Source organism: Mycoplasma sp. 4423, assembly GCF_054353855.1.
Window position 1 is genome coordinate 1 of record NZ_JBTHHJ010000010.1, and the last position, 21,198, is coordinate 21,198.

Sequence of the window (21,198 nt, forward strand, 5' to 3'; positions counted from 1 at the left end):
TTAATAAAACAAAAAGATTAACAGAATTAATTGTTAATCTTTTTGTCCTACTTTAAATTTCTTTGTTTTTTTTTTTTTTTTTTGTATTCTAAATAAAGAAAGGATTATAATGCTTAAAGCTTTGCAAAAACTCAATTTATCTGCTGCTATTTTGTCAGTTATTACTATAACTTTATGAATATTAACAACTATTTTATATCCTATCAAACAAGTTATTGATAGTAGAACATACAATGCATTATTCATAAATATGTTTAATGTTATTCCCACTTATGCTTCTATAACTGTAATAAATGTAGTTATTTATTTAGTAATATTCATCTTAATTATAATAATTTTTATATTATCATTTAGTCAGGAAGCTTCTGAAATCGGAAATATAAAAGTTATGATATTTGTTAACCTTGGATTAATAATTTTTTCACAATTTTTTGCTTGAATCCCAATGATTTCTTTATCAGCTATGTTTATTCATATTGCTATTACAGTAATGTTATTTATATCATCAATAGAATTAGAAGATATAATTAAGCAACAGACATTCAAAAAGACAACAACAAAGATGCATTTCAAAAAGTTTTGGCATAGTAGAAATTAATTTTGCTCAATTTTAGTATTTATGCATTTTTGCTTTAATATAATCAAAACAAAGTATTTCTTGATAAATTGCTTTGTTTTGATTATATTTAATATTTATACACAAGATATTAGATATTTGGTTTAGTTATAATATAAATGACTATCCTAGAATAATATTAAGTTTGAAAAAATACATATAATACAAACAATTAAAGTCTATATAGAATAGTAAAAGACCAAATAAAACAACACAAAATTGTGTTGTTTTATTTGGTTAAAAAATTAAAGTCATAATACTCATACTTATAAAAAGAATCAAATTCTTTTTTGTTAGAGAAATTCTTATTAAAATTAAGTTGGTATAATGGTGATTTATAGTTATTTAAACATATTTGATTATATAAAATAAAACTCTTATAATTACTCAATTTATAATTTTGGACTTTTTTATATAAATCAAAATGATTTTTATAAATTATTCTAATGTTATTTATATTTAAAAGTTTTACTGATTCTTTATACATCTTCACCCATTTTAAAATTAAATTAACATTCATTTTAAAGTCGGGTTTAGTATATATCATTTCTTCCTTTAAAAGTTCAGAAACAAACCGATAATTATAATTATTTTTATCTTTTACTTCATAAAAATATATATATTTAACTACTAAATCTTCTATAATATCTTGTCTTTTAAACATATATTACCTTTAGTTTTTAAAACAAGTCGTTTTAGCGGTTTAATATCACCTCTAATATCATACTCACTTAATGCTTGATAATATTCTTGTTTATAATCTGGATCTATATATAAAATATCCAAATTATGTTGAAGTTGCATCAAGAATAATATTGCTCTTCCTGTCCTTCCGTTTCCATCACTAAAAGGATGTATTTTTTCAAAATTACAATGATATTCTAAAATATTTTCTAATTTTTCGGTTGTTGTTTTTATTATATTTTCAAATTTAGCATTTAAGTTTTGTAATTTATATTCTACAACCGAATAATCACAAAGTCTAACATACGAACCACTAATTGCAACATTATGTCTTCTAAATAATCCTTTATTTTCTATAATATTATTCATTATAATACTATGAATTAGTTTTATTGTTTCATTATCTATTTTTAAATTATTATAATTATCCAAAATATATAAAATTACTTCTTTAAAATTTAGTAACTCATACACTTCTCTTAGTTTTTTAGTACTGTATTCATTAAAATTTATTTGTTTTTGTGATAATAATTCCTTTGTTTGTTGATATGTAAATGTATTATTCTCTATCACGCAAGAACTATGAGTTAATTTTAAAGCGAGTATTTCAATTTCTTTTTTGTTTTTTTTCATCTTTATTTAATTATATATAAAAATATTTAATAATAAAGCAGTAAAGTAGGACGTCGGGGTGGTGCTCCCGAGCGTCATTCTTTAATATTTTGCTTCAGTTTTTTTTTTTTTGTATTATTAAGTTATAAAGAAAGGAAAAATGAAAAAAATATCTAAAACTTATAATTTATCATTAACATCTACGATATTAAGTTATGTTATCATCTTATTTATAACACTTGTTTTTGTCTTTTACTTAGCAATGATATTTGGCGGTTTTCCATATGTATATATTGTGTTTTTGGTTTTTGTTATTCTATCTATATTAACTTATATACCAGTGCTTGTTTTAAATACAATAATATTTGGTTACCAAATTAATAACAAAGAAAAACAAGATATAACTTATTATTCTATATCTATATTTGTTCTTACTTTACTTGTTCCGGTTTTATTTGGTTTATTTATTATCCCTGTAGCAATATTAAATACTATGTTATCTACTAAGATTAATAAAAACTAACAATTTAAGTGAGAAATCAAAACCATTTGAACAAAAAGCAATATAAAACATCACAATGTGATGAACCAAAATGCAATCTAAAAAGCTACACTATAAAAATTAAGTTATTGTGTAGCTTTTTAGATTGCATTTTGGAAATAAGTATAACCACTTATTTTTTACTTGCTCCCATTATTAACATTAATAATTGTAATAATATCGATGCTGCATTAACAAATAATCTTATACCAACACTTAATGCATATTTAAATTGAAAATTAGAATCTGTATAGACCACATAATTTAATTCTTTACGTACTTGATATATATCAGCTGCTGTCATCGCTGCAATCAATACAATAGCAACAGCTGAATAATATCAAGTAATACCAAAAGCAAATATTGATATAAAAAACATTACAATTAAAGCAATTGATAATACACCTATGAAAGCATATATGAATTTTATTTTAATTACTTCAAAATAACCTATTAATCCAAAAACTCCAATAATTAAAATTGGTAATAAGCTTATTCCTAGAAATCTAACTGTATCTAATTTATAAACTTGTAAAAAGAAAAATAAAATTCCCGTAAATATTAGTATCCAAGTTCCTAACTGAAACAAATAATAAAAATAAATAAATTTACTTTTAATTTTATATAAAAAACCTGATACAAGCGATAAAACAAACAATGCTGCTAAACCTACTCATAACATTATAAGTGCTATTTGGGGGTTATTATTTCTTCTTAAAAAATATTGAATCACTAACGAAATTGTTATAACAAAAGCAAAAGAAAAACCTAATACCGCTAAGGAAATTCCTCATAATTTTGCTTTCTTTTTTCTTTCAATATTTATATCTATTTCGATTCCTGATGCATTTAAATTTATATCGTTCATATTACCCTTACCTTTCTTCTTCATTAATATTTTCAGCTGTTAATTTTAATTCATATGGACATGTTAATAATTTTTGATCCTTGCTAAATTGCACATATTGTGATTGTTGTGAGTTGTATCTACGATTATATTCACTTCCGTCTAAAAATTTCACTTTTAACAGCGGAACATTTAGAATATCACGTTCTTCAGCAGGTTTGGATAGAATAACCACAGGATATAGTTCTAACTCATAACCTGTTAATATATTTTTCTTTATCATCTTTATTTCTTCTTCTCAAAAGAAATTAAGAATATTTTGATAATTATGTTTTAATATATCATTCTTTTCTTGATCAGTTAATTTTTGATATTCTACAATATCTTTATTAAATAAATCATTAAAGTATTTATAAAACTCTTCTTCTTTAAACAAGTCCTTTTGTACTTTTTTATACTCACTTAAAAATAAATCGAATAATCTTAAGTCTTCAGAAAAACCAAAAATATAATGAGATGTTCGACCACATTTGTTACATTTTGCAGTTACATATGATGCCATTTTTTCTCCTTTTGTAATTATATAATAAATTATAAAATATTGTTATGTTAAACTTTGAAATAGAACATCTTGGTGAATATGATTATATTGCTGGTTGCGATGAAGTCGGTCGAGGTTGTATCGCCGGACCTTTAGTTGTTGCTTGTGTGATGCTTCCAAAAAATTATCTTAATAAAGATATAAAAGATTCTAAACAAATTGCACCAAACAAAAGAATTCAACTATCTAATCTTATTAAAGATATTGCTATAGAATATAAAATAAAATTTTATGATGTTTTTGATATAAATAACTCAAATCCAAAAGCAATATCAAAACTCGGAATGAAACAATGTATTGAATCATTTAAAAAAACACCCCAGATAACGATTACAGATTATGAAAAAATTGATCTTGATATTAGACAAATAAACTTGGTTAAAGGTGATAATAAAGCTCTCTGTGTCGCTGCTGCATCCATACTAGCAAAAGTTGCAAGAGATAAATATATGATGAATTTACATAAAATACATCCTGAGTATCATTTTGATAAAAACAAAGGATATCCTACTAAAGAACATTTGCAAGCCTTGAAATTATTTGGTATATTAAAAGATTATCACCGAATTAAATATAAACCTGTTCTAAATTTAATACAAAAAAAGAACTAATCTTGTTCTTTTTCTTGCTCTGTTGAGAAGATTAAATCATCAACACTTTGATCACTTGAATCACTTTCTGATGAATTATTATGTTCAGGTGGTAATTCAAGATGTTCAGCTATATAAGATATTTCTTCAGCAATAATTGTTTCCTTTTGAAGCAATAATGTTTTGATTAATTCTAATAATTTTGTATTTTCTGAAATTGTTTGATATGCGCGACGTTGTGCTTCTAAAATAATCTTTCTTATTTCTAAATCAATTTCATGACTTACTTGGTTAGATAAAGATGAATTTGTAGCAAGGGTTTTTCCTAAAAACGGACTTCCATTTTCTTCATGATATTTTATCGGACCTAAATCACTCATTCCAAATTCTGTTACCATACGACGAGCAATGTTTGTCGCTTTATCTATATCATCAGAAGCACCTGTTGAAATATTATCTTTTCCATAAATAAATTCTTCTGCTGCTCTACCACCCATAAATGAAGCAATAGATGCTAAAAGTTCTTCTTTAGTATAATTATATTTTTCATTTTCAGGCATCATTAAATTATAACCACCTGCTTGCCCACGTGGGATAATGGTAATTTTTTGAACTTTATTACCTCCTGGAATTCTTATCCCTACAACAGCATGCCCTGCTTCGTGATAGGCAACTGCTGTAAGTTCTTCTTTAGTAATTGTTCTTGATTTTTTAGCAGGTCCAGCCATAACACGATCAATTGCTTCATCTATAATTTCTAAAGTTATTAAATCTGATTTTTCTCTTATAGATAATAAGACTGCCTCATTAACAACATTTTCCAATTGAGCACCCGAAAATCCCGGAGTTCTTCTTGCGATGTTTGAAAACAATACATTTGATGCAAATCTCTTTCCTTTTGCATGAAGTTTTAGAATTTCTTCTCTTTCTTTTATATCAGGTAATCCAACTGTTATAACACGGTCAAAACGACCAGGTCTAGTTAAAGCAGGATCTAGAACATCAGTCCTATTTGTTGCAGCAACAAATAAAAGTCCTGAGTTTTCTTTTATCCCATCCATTTCAACAAGTAATTGGTTTAATGTTTGCTCTCTTTCATCGTGTCCACCACCTATACCTGATCCACGTGTTCTACCGATTGCATCTAATTCATCTATAAATATAATTGCTGGTGCGTTTTTTCTTGCTTCTGCTATAACTTGTCTTACCCTTTTTGCACCCATACCAACAAATAACTCAACAAAATTAGAAGCAGAAACAAAGAAGAACGGAACATTTGCCTCACCTGCCGTAGCTTTTGCTAATAAAGTTTTTCCGGTTCCGGGAGGTCCACCTAATAATATGCCATGTGGCATTCTCGCACCAGAATCTTGATATTTTTTGGGATTTTTTAGATAATCAACTATTTCAGAAATTTCTTCTATTGGTTCTTTGTTTCCTGCTATATCACTAAATTTTTTATCAGATTTGATTATTTGAGCCGGATTTTTTTCTCCAAATGCTCCACCTTGACCTGACATCATTTTTGCTTGAGCTCGATATACAAAATATATTATTCCAATCAATAACAATGTTGGAATCAAACTAATAAATAAATTTAAAGCAACATTTGGTTTTGGTGCCTGCACTCCCACTATCCCTTGTGATGTGTCACCAAAAAATGCATCTGATAATTTAATATTAGAGTTTATATCTTTTAAAATTGATTCAAATAAGTTATAACTTCCATAGATAACATAATTACTTTGTATAATAGAACCATCAACCACTTTTTGATTAAAAGTTGCAGATATTGTATTAGAAAAACTATCAACTCTCATTTGTGTAAAATAAGTTGAGTGGTTTTTATCAGAAGCAGCTGCAACTACTTTTTGAGCTAATTGAGTTAAACTTATTGTTTTTTCTTTAGAACCTAAAAAACTTGTTATTAGAAAATAAAGAATGATTGCGATTATTATAATACTTATAATCGTTCAAAATACTGATTTTCTGTTTTTTGAAAACATTTTTCTCCTTTATATTAAATTATAAATTGTTTTTCTTTATTCTTTTGCAATTATTTTTCCTTTTTTCTTCCGTAGTTTGTTTTTATCATTTAATTTAAATTCACTTGTTCTGTTATTTGAGAGTATAAATTTTTCAATCGCTTGTATCTTTTTGGATGATAATTCAATATTATCAAAATTTAAATGTATAAATTTATATATTAATTCTTGTTTGTTTAAAAAAAAACGAAATATTTCCTGAGCAAAATTTGATTCTAATCATATTTTATATTCTTTTTCAGTTATTTGATTATTTTTGTGTATTTTTCTGTTTTTTAAATAAATATTAATTAATATTAGTATTTTTTGAAATTTGGACAATAATTTATTTTTATTTCTTTGAATATTTCTTAAATATTTATTCTGATTATTTGTATAATCAATATGAAAAGGTATATTATATTTTTTACATTTTTTTAGTATAGTTTCCTTAAAATAACGAAACAGAAATGGTCTATATATATTCATATTAAATAAATAACTTTTTTTTCTTATCCCTAATAAAGAAAATGTTCTGTTACTTGCTAATTGCATTTGTGCTGTTTCTAAATAATCATCTAAATTATGTGCAATATAAAGTATATTACGATTATATTTATAATAAATTTCTTTAAAAAAGAAATATCTTTTTTCTCTTGCTCAATCTTGAAAATTCCCTGAGATATAATCACTTTTATTTAAAACTAGTTTTTCTAATTTAATTTTGTTTTTATTACAAAAATCTGTAACTATTTGCTCATCTAAATAACTATCTTCCCTTTGATTATAATTAATATACGCAACAACAACATCTAAATGTTTATACTTATTTAACATATACATACTATCAGGTCCGCCACTAACGGCTAACAAAATTTTTTTATATTCCATTGTTCTTTTGGTTAAACTTATTCATTACTGTTTTTATATCATTAAACGCATATGAGATTGCTGCTTGTGCTGAAATATTTAAAATAGGTTTTAATATTTCAAATTCTTCTTTTGTAAATTTTCCTAGTACAAAATCCTTTAATTCTCCTTGAAAAGGGGTTTTTATTCCTATACGAAGTCTTTTAAATTCCTGAGTCCCTAATTGGTCAATTATATTTTTAACACCATTATGACTTCCGCCAGAACCACCTATTTTAATAGTTGCTCTTCCTAGTTCATAATCTTTTTCATCGTGAATTACCATTACGTCCTCTGGTGATATTTTAAAAAAACTACACATTGAAGAAACAAAGCTACCTGATAAATTCATAAAGGTTTTTGGTTTTGCAATAATTAAATCATCGATTTTTACAAAATTACCATTAAATTTTGTTTTATTTAATGATATATTCAATTTATTACAAATTTCATCTATTACTAAAAAACCTGCATTATGTCTTGTATATTTATATTCAATCCCTGGGTTTCCTAAACCTACTATTAATTTCATATTAATCCTTCAATAAAATCTGCATATTTGTATATATTTCTTTTTCTTTTGTAAATTGCGGAACTAAAAGTTGTGAATATAAAAATTCAGTTGGAGAAAATATTCATATTTCATTTATTGCACGTGAAACCGCTGTATAAACAAGTTTTCTGTTTAACATATGTTTAAAATTATTATTTATTATAAACATTACTGCTTTTGTTTCACTTCCTTGAAATTTATGAACTGTTATAGCATAAGCTAAATTAATTTCAGCATTAAATTCTTCTTTATTATAAATAATTTTTATATTTTTATTTCCTTGTTTAAAAGTCACTGTTATTTGACTCTTACCATCAATTATCTTTTCATCAGTTATATATCCTATATCACCATTTGAAATATTTTTATCATACTTATTAACTAATTGAATTACTTTATCACCTATTTTATAAATAACTTTATTATCATTAAAATTAGTTCAATGAATAATTCTTCCTTTTGGATTATAAAGTTTTTGTATCAAATTATTTATTTTGTTTATCCCATATAAGCCTTTATACATAGGACACAATATTATAGAATCATTAATACCATATTTATTTAGAATTCCTTTATATATATTAACTATATCTTTTTCGAAGTTTTTATAAATAACAAAATTAACTTTTTCTTTCTTTATCGAATATCCCATTCAATCATTTCAGTTATTTTCAAATGTTAGAATCTTATTAAATATATTTGTTTCAGAAGGTAAATAATCTGTTGATACAACCTTTTCATAGAGTTGTTCATTTATATAATTTCTTTTAAATAACTCTTTAATATATTCTTTTATATTTTTTATATACCTGATATCTTTATAATTACCAAGAAAATTTATAAAATCGACATATGATTTAATTTCTAACGAATCACTTCTATAAAATTTTTCTAATACTGTTGTTTTTATTTTTTTACTATTTATTAAATCATTTAATATATAACCAGGCCCTATTGCAGGAAGTTGATCCTTATCGCCTAACAATACTATTTTTTCCAAATTTGGACAATTATTAAGTAGTTTATAAAACAAATTTATATTAACCATACTAAACTCATCAATTATTATAACTTTTGCTTTTTCTGCATCTTCGTTTTCTAAAACTTCTTCTTTATCATCTTTTATTTTTAAAAAACTATGAATAGTTCTTGCATAAAAATGTCCTTTAGATGATAAATTTGAAGCCGCTCTACCTGTTGGTGCTAAAATAAAAAAATTAGATTCAATTTTATAATCGTTTTGTTTTAAGGTATTATAAAAATGTTTTATCAAACTACTTTTACCTGTTCCGGGGTTTCCCGAAATAATTGAAACATTATGATTTATAAAAGCAAAGTATGCGTCTCTTTGTTCGTTTGATAAATAATTTAATTTATCTTCAGATTCTTTTTTTAGTATCAAAGGTTCTTTTTTATCTATTTTAACTAATTTATCAACTATAAATTCTTCTTTTTTTTGCATTTCGACACGACAATACATAAAATGATCATTAATTAAATATTTTAATTTTGTAAGTTCTTTTAACCTGTTTTTTACCTTTTCTTGGTAATCTGGTAATTTTTCTAAGGACATCATAGTCAGTGTTTTATCAACAATTTCTTTTGAATTTATATAAGTCGAATTATTGTCTTCTAAATCTATAAATGCTGTATGAATAAAAGCATCTAATCTTTCTTCGCACAACTGATTTCAACCAAGCAAAATCGCAAAACGATCTATGTCATATAAATTGTACGAATCTTCAAGGTAAAGTTTATACGGATTAAGTAATTTATATTTTTTTATAAAATCCTCTAAATCTGTTTGATATTTAATTTTTAGAAAAGTATATAAATTTACTAAATCATTACCATAAAAAAATTCAATATTTTTTCTATATTCTTCTGAATCGACAGATGCGGCATTTAACACTTTTTTTACTGAATCACTATTATGTTTATAATATTTAACAGAATTTTCTATTTGAACATCTGAAAGAACACTTTTTAAAATTTTGCTATTCTTTTCTGGATCTTCTAAATAGTCAAAAAACTTCCTTCCAAATTGTTCAAATATTTTTTTTGCTGTTATTTTTCCTACTTTAGGTATTTTTTCAATATGTTGTTTTAATTCAACATCTATATCAACATACTCAATAACAGGTATATATGATGTAAGTTTTATTCCTTGTCTATTATCTTTGTAATTTGATATTTCATAAGTTATTTCATATTTTTTATATAACTCAGGAACATTTTTTCTTGCATAAATTGCTTTTTTTTGTTTTTTTTCTGTTGATTCAAAAATCATAAAAGCTCATCCTTGACTAAAACCACCAGAAATTATTTTTACAAACTTCCCTGTTTCTTTATAAATTGAATCGTTTTTTTCTTTCATATATTATTAAATTATACTTTTTTATTTTATATTTAAATGGTTTTAAAGATTAATTATTAATAGACTTATCAACATAATATATTCGATTTTTTATTAAGTTATTAACAATTTAAAAAAATGTTGTTAATAAGTATTAATATATGTATATTTTAGCAGTAGAAGTTGTGAATAACTTTTATATTTGCTTGGTATTTTATCATTATTTTTAATTATTCTTGTAAGTGTATATTATTTACTTTATAATTTAATTTATGAATAATGAAGTTGTTAAAAACATAAACAATTATGAAGATGTTAAACTCGATTCATTGACTGAACAACTTAAAAGTTATTTAAGGAACGAAATAACAGACAATGTTATTTGAAAGTCTTTCTTTTTTAAGATGAAAATCATTGATTTTAGTAGAAACATATTAGTTATATATATACCACTAGAACAAGAGCAATCACTTTTAGGATTAAATGGTTTTTATAAAGAAATTTTTGATAAAGCAATAAAGGAAATATTTGGAACACAAGTTTTTTATAAATTAACAATAAAAAACAAAACAGAATATCAAAAAGAAACAGAAGAAGAACAAAGAAAAATCAATTCTAAAGTTATCACAAAAGAAGAAAAGAAAAAATTATCAAACAACTTTGTTTGAAATCAAACATTTGATAATTATTTAAAAGATGGTTTTAATGAAGAAGTTGTTGAAATTTGTCAAAATTTAATTAACAATCCTTTTGGTTTGAATACTTTATATATTTTTGGTAGTTCTGGTATAGGAAAAACCCACCTTTTACATGCGATAGGAAACGAATTTGTTAAAGCAAGTAAAAAGGGTTATTATATTTCTCCAAACTCTTTCACAAGACAAATTTCTTCTTTATTAATGTCAAATGAATCTTTAAAGATTTCTAACTTAATTAAGTTTTTTACAGAATTAGATTTAGTTGTTTTTGATGATTTTCAACTTTTTGGTGATGGACAAAAAAAACAAACTAAAAATTTCATATACGAGATTATAGATGGAAGAATCCAAAGCAATAAACTTACAGTAGTTGCTGCTGAACTTAATATACACGACTTAGAAAATAAATTTGATGACAGACTTATAACAAGATTGGAATCTGGTTTAATTACTAAAATTAAAAATCCAAACGAAAAAGAAATGTATAACTTATTGGGTTTTGTTCTTAATTTAGAAGGTTTTGATTTTCATATATTAGATGAAAATTCAAAACAATTTATAGTTAAAAATCACTTTAGTTCAATTCGTGCTTTATTGGGTGCAGCTAAACGTGTTTCTTTTTCTCGAAACAAACTTATTAATACAAATTATGTTTATGATGTTATTCAAAAAATTTTCGCTGATGTTGTTAGACAACAAGTAGAAATTAATTCAGAAAGTATTATTAAGGCTGTTGCTAAATATTATCGAATATCTGAAAAAGATATATATGGTTCATCTAGAAAAAAAGAAATAGTTGTTGCAAGACATATAGCTATCATATTAGTGAATAGTTTTCTTTCTCTTTCATCCACAGAAATAGGAAAGATATTCAACAAAGATCACACAACCATATTAAATGCTATTAAAAAAATTAACAATGACGGATATGACAAATCAATTCAAAAAACTATCGAACAACTTTCTCGGGAAATCCGTGGTTTAAAATAAACATTTATACATAAATAAATAAGTTGTTAATAGTTCAAAAAGTTAAATTTTTAAGGTTTTTATAGCTTATTTTATGCTTTTTAGTTTTTAAAGCACTTATTCACAAGAAATTATATAAATAATAAGAGGGAATTTATGAAATTTACAATATCAAAAAATGTTATTGATAATAATATAGATTTTTTATGTTCTTATAACGATAATAATGATGCTTTTGTTCCGTATCGTGGTATTTATTTTAAAATAGATGCTGATAAACTTGTTTTGATTTCAGCAAAAAATAACTTAGCAGCTAGAATTATAATTAATGTAGATGAAAAAGATTTATCAGTAGATGAAGCAGGAATATTTTTAATTAGTTCAAACATATTAAGAACCATAATTAAAAAAATGGATAATAGAATAACATTTGAAAGTTATGGACAAAATATAAAAATTTATGACAAAACAACTAAATATACATTAACACAATTAAATTCTGATTCATATCCTTTTATCAATTTCGATTTAAAGAAAAATCAATTTACTATAAAATCAAAAATTTTAGAAGAAGCAATTAATAATGTTTCAATATCTACTTCACAAGGAACAAACGAAAGATTAACTGCTCTTTTATATAAATGTATAAATATAAAAAATACTGATATAAATAAACTACGTTTGACAGCTACAGATAGTTTTAGATTATCAAGTTTATTAATAAATATAAACAAAGAAATAAATATAAATGTTATTATTGAGGCAAAAAATTTAAAAAAACTTATTTTCAAAGATATGCCAGAGGAAATTGTAGTGTTTTTTGATGAAGAAAAAATTGGTATATCTGCTGATAACTTAGTTATTTTTACTAATTTAACAAAACTAAATTATCTTGATATAAATAATTTTATAACACCTGTTTTTTCTAAAACATTAAGTATAGAAAAAGAAGAATTTTTAAAATTAATAAATAAGGTTGTTTTTTATAACTCTGATAAAGTACGTAGATTATCATTTTTTATAAATCAAGAAGAATTAAAACTAAGTTTTGAAGTCCCTGAACTTGGTATATCTCAAGCATCAACAAAAAATATTACTTATAATGGAAAACCTTTAGAAATGGATATAGATTTTCAATTTATTAAAGATGCTGTTTCTGTATTACCAAACGGAAAAATATACTTAAAAATAAACGAGACAAATGATCGTATTTTTGTTCTTTCAGATGAAAACAAAAATCATATACAACTAATTACTCCTATAAGAAGGTATTAATATGAATATAAAAATAAAAGGTGAGTTTATCAAACTGGGACAATTTCTTAAAAAAATAGAAGAAATAGACTCAGGTGGACAAGCAAAATTATATTTACAAGAAAATAACATAAAAATAAACGGAAAAACCCCGGAAGGAAGAAGTTCAAAAATATATATAAATGATATTGTTTGAGTAAATAATGATGTATACAAAATAACAAGTATCGATTCAGAAATATAAAATCTAAAAAAATCTTGGTTTTTATTTAAAAAAACTCATATTTATGGCAAAAATACGGAAATAATTTCTTTTAAAAACAAAATAATTCAGTTTTTATTATTAATTAATAAAGATAATAAATAATTTTTCTATAATTAATATTATAGGAGGATATTATGAAATATGACGTTGTTATTATTGGTGGTGGTATTATCGGTGCTTCGATAGCATATGAACTATCACAATATAAATTAAAAATTTTGCTTTTAGAAAAAAATCCAGTTTTTGCTGATGAAACATCTAGAGGTAATTCAGGAGCAATCCACGGAGGTTTTGATCCAGAACCAGGTAAAGTAGAAGCAAAATTAAATGTTTTAGGTAATCAATTATGAAGAGAAAAAATATTTAAATATTTAGATTTTCCTAGAGCACAAGTTGATTCGTTAATTTTAGCCTTTAATGAAGAAGAAATGGAACATGTACATATGCTTTATGAACGTGGAATTATAAATAAAGTTCCAGCAGAATTCATGAAAGTTCTTACAAAAGAAGAAGTTCTTAAAAAAGAACCTAATGTAAACCCAGAAGTTCGTGGAGCTCTTTTGTGTACAAGTTCATGAGCAATAGATCCTGTTCGAGCAACATATGCGTTTTTAGGTGCAGCAGAAAACAACGGTGTTGAATTAAGAAATAATGCAGCAGTTAAGGACATCGAGTTTGATGAAACAGATTTTAAAATTCATATAAATAAAAAAGAAGTAATAACTGCTTCTGTTGTAATTAATGCCGCCGGGCACTATGCAGACATTTTAGCCGAAAAAGCAGGTTATGGTGATTTTAAACAAACAACCAGACGTGGTGAGTATAGAATTCTTGCACGTTCTGAAGGTGGTGTGGTTAATTCTATATGCTTTAAAGTTCCTACAATTCACGGAAAAGGCGTTATCGTTGCACCTATGCTAGATGGGCATGTAATGGTTGGACCTACAGCGGAAGAGGGTGTTCCAAAAGATCAAACTCGGGTTGTGACAAAAGAAAAATTTGATTATATCGGTCAAATAGGAACACAAATTATTCCTTCACTTCGTTTAGATCGTACTATTATGACACTTGCCGGATCGCGTCCAATTGACATAGAAACAAATGATTTTGTTATAAGACCAGCAAAGAAAAATGCAAGATTTATAAATGCAGCAGGAATGCAATCACCAGCTATTGCTTCTGCTCCAGCTATTGCACAAGAAATAGCAAAATTAGTAGAAAAAGCAGGATTGGAATTAGAAAAAAAAGAACATTTCAATCCTAAATACAAAGTTAGATTTTAAAAGGAAGATATGATTAGTAAATTTAAAGGACTTACATACAAACAAATCATTGCTTTAGTTATTTTAGCAGCTTGTGATGTGTTTGTAATTGCAGCTCCATATTATATCAAAAATATAATACCTAATTTACACACATATTTGAATATACGTGAAGATCAAGTTGCTTCCCTTACATCGATAATAGGATGAGTTACCTTAGTTACTCAATTACCGGGGGGGTCCTTGCCAACAAATTTAGTTCAAGATGATTGTTGTTTATAGCAGTATTTTCAACAGGAATAATAACTTTTTGGTTTGGTGGGGTGATTTGAAACTCAAGTACATATTCAAAAGAAAGTGTGTTTATTCAATATTCAATTATATTTGGATTATGAGGTGTTTCATCAACATTAGTATTCTGAACACCCTTATGAAAACTTGTTTCCCAACAAACAACTAAGGAAAATCAAGGTTTAGCATACGGGATACAAGGAACAGCAAACGGTTTAATCGGATTATTATTTGTGTTCTTTATTGGAATTATGATTACTACATACTGAGCACCAAAGGATGTTAGTTCACATATACCATTTTCAACTTATGCATTCTTAATAGCATCATTTTTAGTGGTTACATCAGTGCTTGTATTAGTTTTAGTTCCTGAAAAACCAATGCAAAAGAATAATGATAAACTTTCTTGAGCAAAGGTTAAAAAGAACATTTTTGAGGTTTATAAAGCCTTAAAAAACTGAAAATTATGAGCTTTATCATTATTTGTAATGGGTATGTATACTTTCCAAAGTGTCTTTGCTTACTATTTGTTACAATTGATTCAAAATTCATATTCAGCACCCGTAATACTTGTAACTGTTTTGGGTGGATTAAGAACATATGGACTTAGAACGATTGTATCAACATTTATAGGTCGTTGAGCAGACAAATTCAGAAGTTATATATTATTCTTATTAATTACAACAGGAATAGGAATTATTGTTTTAGGAATTATTATTCTATTGGGATTTGCACCTAAATCAGCCTCTATTGCTGTGATAGTGATAAGTAGTATTTTATACTTATTAGCAGGGATTTTATCTTGGGCTATGGTTACATTAAGATATACACAAGTTGGTGAAATACATATTGAAAAGAATTCTTATGCTTCATCGATTGGGATTTTATCATTCATTGGATTTTCAACAGATGCTTGATTATATAATGTAACAGCTGCAGTGGGTAAAAGATATACAGAAAATAATTCGACAAATACATCTCAAACAGGATATCAAATTATTCTTGTGATTACACTTGCAATAGCGATTATCGGAATAATTGCAGGTGTTATAGTTCATATCGCTAACAGTAAAGAACTAAAGAAACACGGAAAAACAAATTATAGATGGAGAACATTAGAAAATGCTTAGTAAACAATTAATTTTAGGACACAGAGGTTATTCGGGTATTGCACCTGAAAACACAAAGTTGTCATTTGAAATGGCATATCAATTTAATTTTGATGGAGTTGAACTTGATGTTCATTTAACAAAAGATAAAGAACTTGTTATCATCCATGATGAAACAACAAATCGAACATCATTGACATCGAAAGAAATTGAATTTACAACATTAGCAGATCTTCGTAAAGATGATCATTCAAAATTCTTTAAATTTAAAACTCAACCACAAACAATTTTAACCTTAGAAGAATTTTTAGATGCATATATAGACAAATTTAAAGTAATTAATGTGGAAATTAAAACCGATCAAAAAGAGTATAAAGGGATTGAAGAAAAATTACATAAATTATCCGAAAAATATGGTGATAAATACTTTGAAAAAATAGTATTTTCATCATTTAATTTCCAAACCTTAAGAAATATGCACAAAATTTCTTCAAAATACCGTTTAGGATTTCTTTTTTGAACACAAACACAATTTAATTCTATTTCTGTTACAGAGATTAAAGAAATTTGCGAATTCTTAAATCCTTGATGGGTTTTATATGATAAAGATAAAGAAAAATATAAAAAAATCAACTTACCTTTGATGTTATGAACATTAAAAGACAAGAAGAAATTTGATGAATATGCTAATGATTCATTGGTTTATGCTCAAATAAGTAACTATAAATTCGAAAAGAAATAATAGAGGTTATATGACAGATAAATATATTATTACACTTGATTCGGGTACCACATCATGTCGCACATTAGTAGTCGACCAAGATGGGAATATAAAAGCAAGTGCTCAAAGTGAATTTACTCAATATTTTCCTAAATCAGGTTGAGTAGAACACGATCCACTTGAAATATGAAATACACAACTTTCAACTATGCAAAGTGCTAAACATGCAGCAAAAATTAAATCTCATGATATTGCAGCGTTAGGAATTACAAACCAACGTGAAACAGTGGTTTTATGAGATAAAGAAACAGGATTACCTGTATATAATGCAATTGTTTGACAAGATCGTAGAACAGCTGAATTTTGTGACACTTTAATAAAAGATGGTAAAGAAGAAATGTTTCGTTCTAAAACAGGATTAATTATTAATCCATATTTTTCAGGAACAAAAATTCGTTGAATCTTAAAAAATATTAAAGAAGCTCAAGAAAAACTTGCACAAGGAAAATTGCTTGCAGGAACAATTGATACATGACTAATATGAAAATTAACAAACAGAAAAGTACACGCAACTGATGTATCTAACGCTTCTAGAACATTGTTATTCAACATTCATACACTTGATTGAGATCAAGAAATTTTAGATTTATTAGAAATACCAAAATCAATTCTTCCTAAAGTGAAATCATCATCAGGACACTTTGGGGTGGTAAGTCCACACCATTGATCAAATAAAGCATTAGGGCAAGTTCCTATTACAGGCGTTGCTGGTGACCAACAATCAGCATTATTTGGACAATTATGTACTGAAGTTGGTATGGTTAAAAATACTTATGGTACAGGATGTTTTACACTTGTAAATACCGGTAATGAGGCAGTTGATTCAAAAAACAAACTTCTTACTACTATTGCTTGAAAACTAGGTGATCAAAAAGTTGTTTATGCCCTTGAAGGTTCGGTTTTTGTTGCCGGTGCAGCGATTCAATGACTTCGTGATTCGGTTGGATTGTTATATAACGCAGCAGAATCAGACTTTTTTGCTTCATTAGTAAACGATGATCAAAGAGTTTATGTGGTTCCATCATTTACTGGTTTAGGAGCACCATATTGAGATTCATATTCACGTGGAGCGATTTTTGGTTTAGAACGTGGAAGCAAACGTGAACATATTATTAAGGCAACATTAGATTCTATTGCTTACCAATCAAATGATTTGATTTCGGCGATGCAAAAAGATTTAGGTAAACCAATTGTGGCTTTAAAAGTTGATGGAGGTGCATCTAATTCTAACTACTTGATGCAGTTTCAAGCTTCAATTTCAAATTTAAAAGTTGAAAGACCTAAAAATATTGAAACAACTGCCTTAGGTGCTTCATATTTAGCTGGTTTAGCGGTAGGTTACTGGAAAGATTTAGAAGAAATTAAACAAATAAATCAAATTGACCGTGTATTTACACCATCATTTAGTCAAGAAAAGATTAATCACTTGCTTAAAGGTTGACAAACAGCGGTTAAAAAGACATTAAATTGAACTAAAGATATAGAATAGGAGAAATATGGATTATCATTTTTGATTAACGGTATTATCAGAATTTTTAGGTACAATGGTGCTTATTATTTTAGGTAATGGTGTTAATTACTCTGTGTCTGCAAGAAAAATGTTTGCAAATCAACCAGGAAAATGAACAGTAATTATTTTCGGTTGAGGGATAGCGGTTATGGCAGGTGTTTTAGTCTCAAGATCGCTTGATGGTTTCGGACATTTAAATCCTGCTGTAAGTATCTATGGTGCGATAAGCAATAAGGATGCAACCTTATTGATATATATACCGTTTCAATTATTAGGTGCGATGGTAGGGCAAATAGTTTTAGATTTTATAAATTGAAAACACATTCAAGAAACAGAATTATCTGCTATACGAAGTTCACATTGCACCGGACCAGCATATGATAACAAAAAAGACAAAGCATTAATTTTTAACTTTTCTTATGAATTAGTAGGAACATTAATGTTGGTTGGAGTTATTTTAGCATTTAATCGTGGTGCAGCAGCAAAAGATGTTGCTAGTTTAGGTCCTTTACCTGTAACTTGATTAGTTGTAGGTATCGGTGCTTCTATCGGTGCTTCAACAGGATATGCTATTAATCCGGCACGTGATTTTGGACCAAGAATAATTTATTGATTCTTAGAATCGATAATGCTTAAAAAACGTAAAAGTGAACATATAGGAGCAAACTGAAAATATTCATGATTACCTGTGATAGCACCATCATTAGCAGGAGCAATAATTGGACTGTTTGCGTTAATTCATTAGAAAGTTATTATGAAGAAAATATTAAATAACCCACAAAACATAGTTGATGAAATGTTAGAGGGTTTTGTAAAAGTTAACAAAAATGTTAAAAGAGTTACTGGATTTAATGTTATTTATAATCCAAACTTTGATAAAAACAAAGTTGCTTTAATTTCTGGTGGTGGTTCAGGACACGAACCAGCACATGCCGGATATGTAGGACATGGAATGCTTGCAGCAGTGGTTGCTGGTGAAGTATTTACATCACCTACACCTGATCAAGTTGAAGCAGCAATCAACCAAATAGACTCACAAGCAGGAACATTACTGATTATCAAAAACTATACAGGTGATAAATTAAACTTTGAAATAGCTCAACAACTTGCACAAGCAAATGGAAAAAACATTGAAAGTGTTTTAGTTAACGATGATGTTGCTGTTGAAAATTCAACTTGGACAATTGGTCGTCGCGGAATTGCTGGAACAGTTTTTGTACATAAAATAGCAGGTGCGGCAGCTGAAAAAGGATTAAATTTATCAGAAGTAAAAAGAATCGCAGAAAAAGTAGTTAAAAATGTAAGATCATTTGGAATTTCACTAAATTCAATTTTTATCCCCACCACAGGTAAAGAATCGTTTTCTTTAAAAGAAGACGAAATAGAATTTGGATTAGGGATTCATGGAGAACCTGGAGTAAAAAGAGAAAGAATTAAATCATCAAAAGAAATAGTTAAAGAAATGTTAGATTTAATATTAAATGATTTAGATTATAGCAATTCTGATGTAGCTTTAATGGTAAATGGACTTGGTGGAACACCAGAAATGGAATTATATATTGCTGCTAATGATATTCATAATTATCTACAAACAAAGAATATAAATATTTATAGCAGTCATTTAGGTAATTTTATGACTTCCTTAGAGATGCAAGGATTTTCTATTTCACTACTTAAATTAGATTCTGAACTAAAAGAAATGCTTGATGCACCAACCGAGGTAAGAAATTGGAAGTAAAATATCAGAACTTAGTTGATGCAATGCATCAGATAAATATAGATTTGCAAGATAATCAAGATTATTTATCTTCGCTAGATCAAGCGATAGGTGATGGTGATCATGGATTTAATATGGTGCGGGGTTTTGTTAAAGTTGCTGAAATTAGACCTAATAACCTTGATTTAAGTGGTTATTTAAATCAAGTTGGTAGAACTTTGATGTCAGTTGTTGGAGGTGCTTCTGGACCTTTGTATGGTATGGCATTTTTACAAAGTGGAAATACACTTAGAGGAAGTGAGAAGTTTGACTTTGTTGAATTTAAAACCTTAATTAAAACCTTTGCAGCTTCACTTGAAAAACTTGGACGAGTTATACTAAATGAAAAAACAATGTATGATGTCTGAAAACCACTTGCAAGTTATTTAGAAAATAAAAATAACTTGCAGCAAAAAGAAAAAGATAACTTAACAGAGTTTGTCAAATCGCTTTCAGATAAAACTAAACAAATGCAAGCAAACAAAGGAAGAGCATCATATTTAAAAGAAAGATCGATTGGAACTGTTGATCCAGGATCTTATTCAAGTTATTTAATACTTAAAAACCTAATTAAGGTGCTTTAATGAAATTGTTTATTATTGTTAGTCATTATTTAAAACTCGCACAAACTATTAAAGAATACTTGTTAAAAATGTTACCTATAAAAAATGAAAATGTTAAAATAGAAGCAATAGGTGGGATAAATGAAGAATTAGGTACAGATCCTTTTAAAATTTTAGAAGTAATCAAATCTAATCCTGATATAAGTGAAATATTTATCTTCCCTGATTTAGGTTCTGCTGTATTATCAGCTGAATCAATGATACCTATGATAGAGGATAAAAAAGTATTTATCAGTAAGGGAGCAATTGTTGAAAACACATTTGCTGCATATGTTTTAGCCAATGCAGGTGCAGACTTTGAATCTGTTTGTCAAGCAAGTTTAGCACCTTTACAAAAATAAAACCAA

23 protein-coding genes are annotated in these 21,198 nt (G+C 26.5%); 15 read left to right on the forward strand and 8 right to left on the reverse strand.

Annotation, left to right across the window (positions count from 1 at the left end; all coding sequences use genetic code 4):
* Window positions 1–109 precede the first annotated feature (109 nt).
* Window positions 110–598 carry a hypothetical protein gene (locus tag ACXYRN_RS02290; RefSeq protein ID WP_458597758.1) on the forward strand — a complete coding sequence of 163 codons (489 nt, stop codon included), beginning with the start codon at window positions 110–112 and terminating at the stop codon, window positions 596–598.
* Window positions 599–845: 247 nt separating this feature from the next.
* On the opposite strand, the gene ACXYRN_RS02295 is transcribed toward ACXYRN_RS02290, so the two are convergent.
* Entirely contained in the window at window positions 846–1,280 is a 435-nt protein-coding gene (locus ACXYRN_RS02295; protein ID WP_458597760.1) for a hypothetical protein, read from the reverse strand.
* Entirely contained in the window at window positions 1,256–1,933 is a 678-nt protein-coding gene (locus ACXYRN_RS02300) for a Fic family protein (protein ID WP_458597762.1), read from the reverse strand. The genes ACXYRN_RS02295 and ACXYRN_RS02300 overlap by 25 nt, the downstream gene beginning before the upstream one ends.
* Before the next feature lie 139 nt (window positions 1,934–2,072).
* On the opposite strand from ACXYRN_RS02300, the gene ACXYRN_RS02305 reads away from it, so the two are divergent.
* Window positions 2,073–2,435 carry a hypothetical protein gene (locus ACXYRN_RS02305; protein WP_458597764.1) on the forward strand — a complete coding sequence of 121 codons (363 nt, stop codon included), beginning with the start codon at window positions 2,073–2,075 and terminating at the stop codon, window positions 2,433–2,435.
* A 151-nt stretch (window positions 2,436–2,586) separates the two neighbouring features.
* Here the strand turns inward: ACXYRN_RS02305 and ACXYRN_RS02310 are convergent, their stop codons facing one another.
* Window positions 2,587–3,321: an MAG0110 family membrane protein gene (locus tag ACXYRN_RS02310; RefSeq protein ID WP_458607526.1), complete on the reverse strand. Its 735-nt coding sequence runs from the start codon at window positions 3,319–3,321 to the stop codon at window positions 2,587–2,589.
* A gap of 7 nt (window positions 3,322–3,328) precedes the next feature.
* A complete protein-coding gene (locus ACXYRN_RS02315; protein ID WP_458607527.1) occupies window positions 3,329–3,862 on the reverse strand; it encodes a hypothetical protein in 534 nt (177 codons plus the stop codon).
* A gap of 44 nt (window positions 3,863–3,906) precedes the next feature.
* Between ACXYRN_RS02315 and ACXYRN_RS02320 the strand changes: the two genes are divergently transcribed.
* Window positions 3,907–4,512: a ribonuclease HII gene (locus ACXYRN_RS02320; RefSeq protein ID WP_458607528.1), complete on the forward strand. Its 606-nt coding sequence runs from the start codon at window positions 3,907–3,909 to the stop codon at window positions 4,510–4,512.
* Here ACXYRN_RS02320 and ftsH read toward each other — a convergent pair.
* The 4 genes from ftsH to ACXYRN_RS02340 are packed head-to-tail and all read right to left on the reverse strand — an operon-like array spanning window position 4,509 to window position 10,354.
* On the reverse strand, window positions 4,509–6,497 hold the full coding sequence (gene ftsH, locus ACXYRN_RS02325; RefSeq protein ID WP_435129492.1) for an ATP-dependent zinc metalloprotease FtsH: 1,989 nt from the start codon (window positions 6,495–6,497) through the stop codon (window positions 4,509–4,511). The genes ACXYRN_RS02320 and ftsH overlap by 4 nt on opposite strands.
* Before the next feature lie 36 nt (window positions 6,498–6,533).
* On the reverse strand, window positions 6,534–7,388 hold the full coding sequence (gene tilS / locus ACXYRN_RS02330) for a tRNA lysidine(34) synthetase TilS (protein ID WP_458607529.1): 855 nt from the start codon (window positions 7,386–7,388) through the stop codon (window positions 6,534–6,536).
* A 7-nt stretch (window positions 7,389–7,395) separates the two neighbouring features.
* Window positions 7,396–7,956: an aminoacyl-tRNA hydrolase gene (gene pth / locus ACXYRN_RS02335; RefSeq protein ID WP_458607530.1), complete on the reverse strand. Its 561-nt coding sequence runs from the start codon at window positions 7,954–7,956 to the stop codon at window positions 7,396–7,398.
* Between the two features lies 1 nt (window position 7,957).
* The gene (locus tag ACXYRN_RS02340) at window positions 7,958–10,354 is read right to left on the reverse strand and encodes an ATP-dependent DNA helicase (RefSeq protein ID WP_458597777.1); all 2,397 of its coding nucleotides are present in this window, start codon (window positions 10,352–10,354) and stop codon (window positions 7,958–7,960) included.
* Window positions 10,355–10,605: 251 nt separating this feature from the next.
* Between ACXYRN_RS02340 and ACXYRN_RS02345 the strand changes: the two genes are divergently transcribed.
* The 12 genes from ACXYRN_RS02345 to ACXYRN_RS02400 all read left to right on the forward strand — a co-directional run bounded on the left by ACXYRN_RS02345 (window position 10,606) and on the right by ACXYRN_RS02400 (window position 21,192).
* Window positions 10,606–12,021, forward strand: a complete 1,416-nt coding sequence (locus tag ACXYRN_RS02345; RefSeq protein WP_458607531.1) for a helix-turn-helix domain-containing protein — start codon at window positions 10,606–10,608, stop codon at window positions 12,019–12,021.
* 135 nt (window positions 12,022–12,156) lie between these two features.
* A complete protein-coding gene (locus tag ACXYRN_RS02350; protein WP_458597781.1) occupies window positions 12,157–13,275 on the forward strand; it encodes a DNA polymerase III subunit beta in 1,119 nt (372 codons plus the stop codon).
* 1 nt (window position 13,276) lies between these two features.
* Window positions 13,277–13,498 carry an RNA-binding S4 domain-containing protein gene (locus tag ACXYRN_RS02355; RefSeq protein ID WP_458597783.1) on the forward strand — a complete coding sequence of 74 codons (222 nt, stop codon included), beginning with the start codon at window positions 13,277–13,279 and terminating at the stop codon, window positions 13,496–13,498.
* 155 nt (window positions 13,499–13,653) lie between these two features.
* A complete protein-coding gene (gene glpO, locus ACXYRN_RS02360) occupies window positions 13,654–14,802 on the forward strand; it encodes a type 2 glycerol-3-phosphate oxidase (RefSeq protein WP_458607532.1) in 1,149 nt (382 codons plus the stop codon).
* Between the two features lie 9 nt (window positions 14,803–14,811).
* Window positions 14,812–15,063, forward strand: coding sequence for a hypothetical protein (locus ACXYRN_RS02365; RefSeq protein WP_458597787.1), 252 nt, complete (start codon window positions 14,812–14,814; stop codon window positions 15,061–15,063).
* On the forward strand, window positions 15,054–16,202 hold the full coding sequence (locus tag ACXYRN_RS02370) for an MFS transporter (RefSeq protein WP_458607533.1): 1,149 nt from the start codon (window positions 15,054–15,056) through the stop codon (window positions 16,200–16,202). Before ACXYRN_RS02365 ends, ACXYRN_RS02370 begins: the two co-directional genes overlap by 10 nt.
* Window positions 16,195–16,923: a glycerophosphodiester phosphodiesterase family protein gene (locus ACXYRN_RS02375; RefSeq protein ID WP_458607534.1), complete on the forward strand. Its 729-nt coding sequence runs from the start codon at window positions 16,195–16,197 to the stop codon at window positions 16,921–16,923. The genes ACXYRN_RS02370 and ACXYRN_RS02375 overlap by 8 nt, the downstream gene beginning before the upstream one ends.
* A 10-nt stretch (window positions 16,924–16,933) precedes the next feature.
* Entirely contained in the window at window positions 16,934–18,451 is a 1,518-nt protein-coding gene (gene glpK / locus ACXYRN_RS02380) for a glycerol kinase GlpK (protein WP_458607535.1), read from the forward strand.
* 7 nt (window positions 18,452–18,458) lie between these two features.
* Window positions 18,459–19,217 (forward strand): MIP/aquaporin family protein, encoded by a 759-nt coding sequence (locus ACXYRN_RS02385; protein WP_458607536.1) that lies wholly within the window; start codon window positions 18,459–18,461, stop codon window positions 19,215–19,217.
* Window positions 19,218–19,226: 9 nt separating this feature from the next.
* On the forward strand, window positions 19,227–20,210 hold the full coding sequence (gene dhaK / locus ACXYRN_RS02390; protein ID WP_458607537.1) for a dihydroxyacetone kinase subunit DhaK: 984 nt from the start codon (window positions 19,227–19,229) through the stop codon (window positions 20,208–20,210).
* On the forward strand, window positions 20,201–20,812 hold the full coding sequence (gene dhaL, locus ACXYRN_RS02395) for a dihydroxyacetone kinase subunit DhaL (protein ID WP_458607538.1): 612 nt from the start codon (window positions 20,201–20,203) through the stop codon (window positions 20,810–20,812). The genes dhaK and dhaL overlap by 10 nt, the downstream gene beginning before the upstream one ends.
* Entirely contained in the window at window positions 20,812–21,192 is a 381-nt protein-coding gene (locus ACXYRN_RS02400) for a PTS-dependent dihydroxyacetone kinase phosphotransferase subunit DhaM (protein ID WP_458607539.1), read from the forward strand. Before dhaL ends, ACXYRN_RS02400 begins: the two co-directional genes overlap by 1 nt.
* Window positions 21,193–21,198 lie beyond the last annotated feature (6 nt).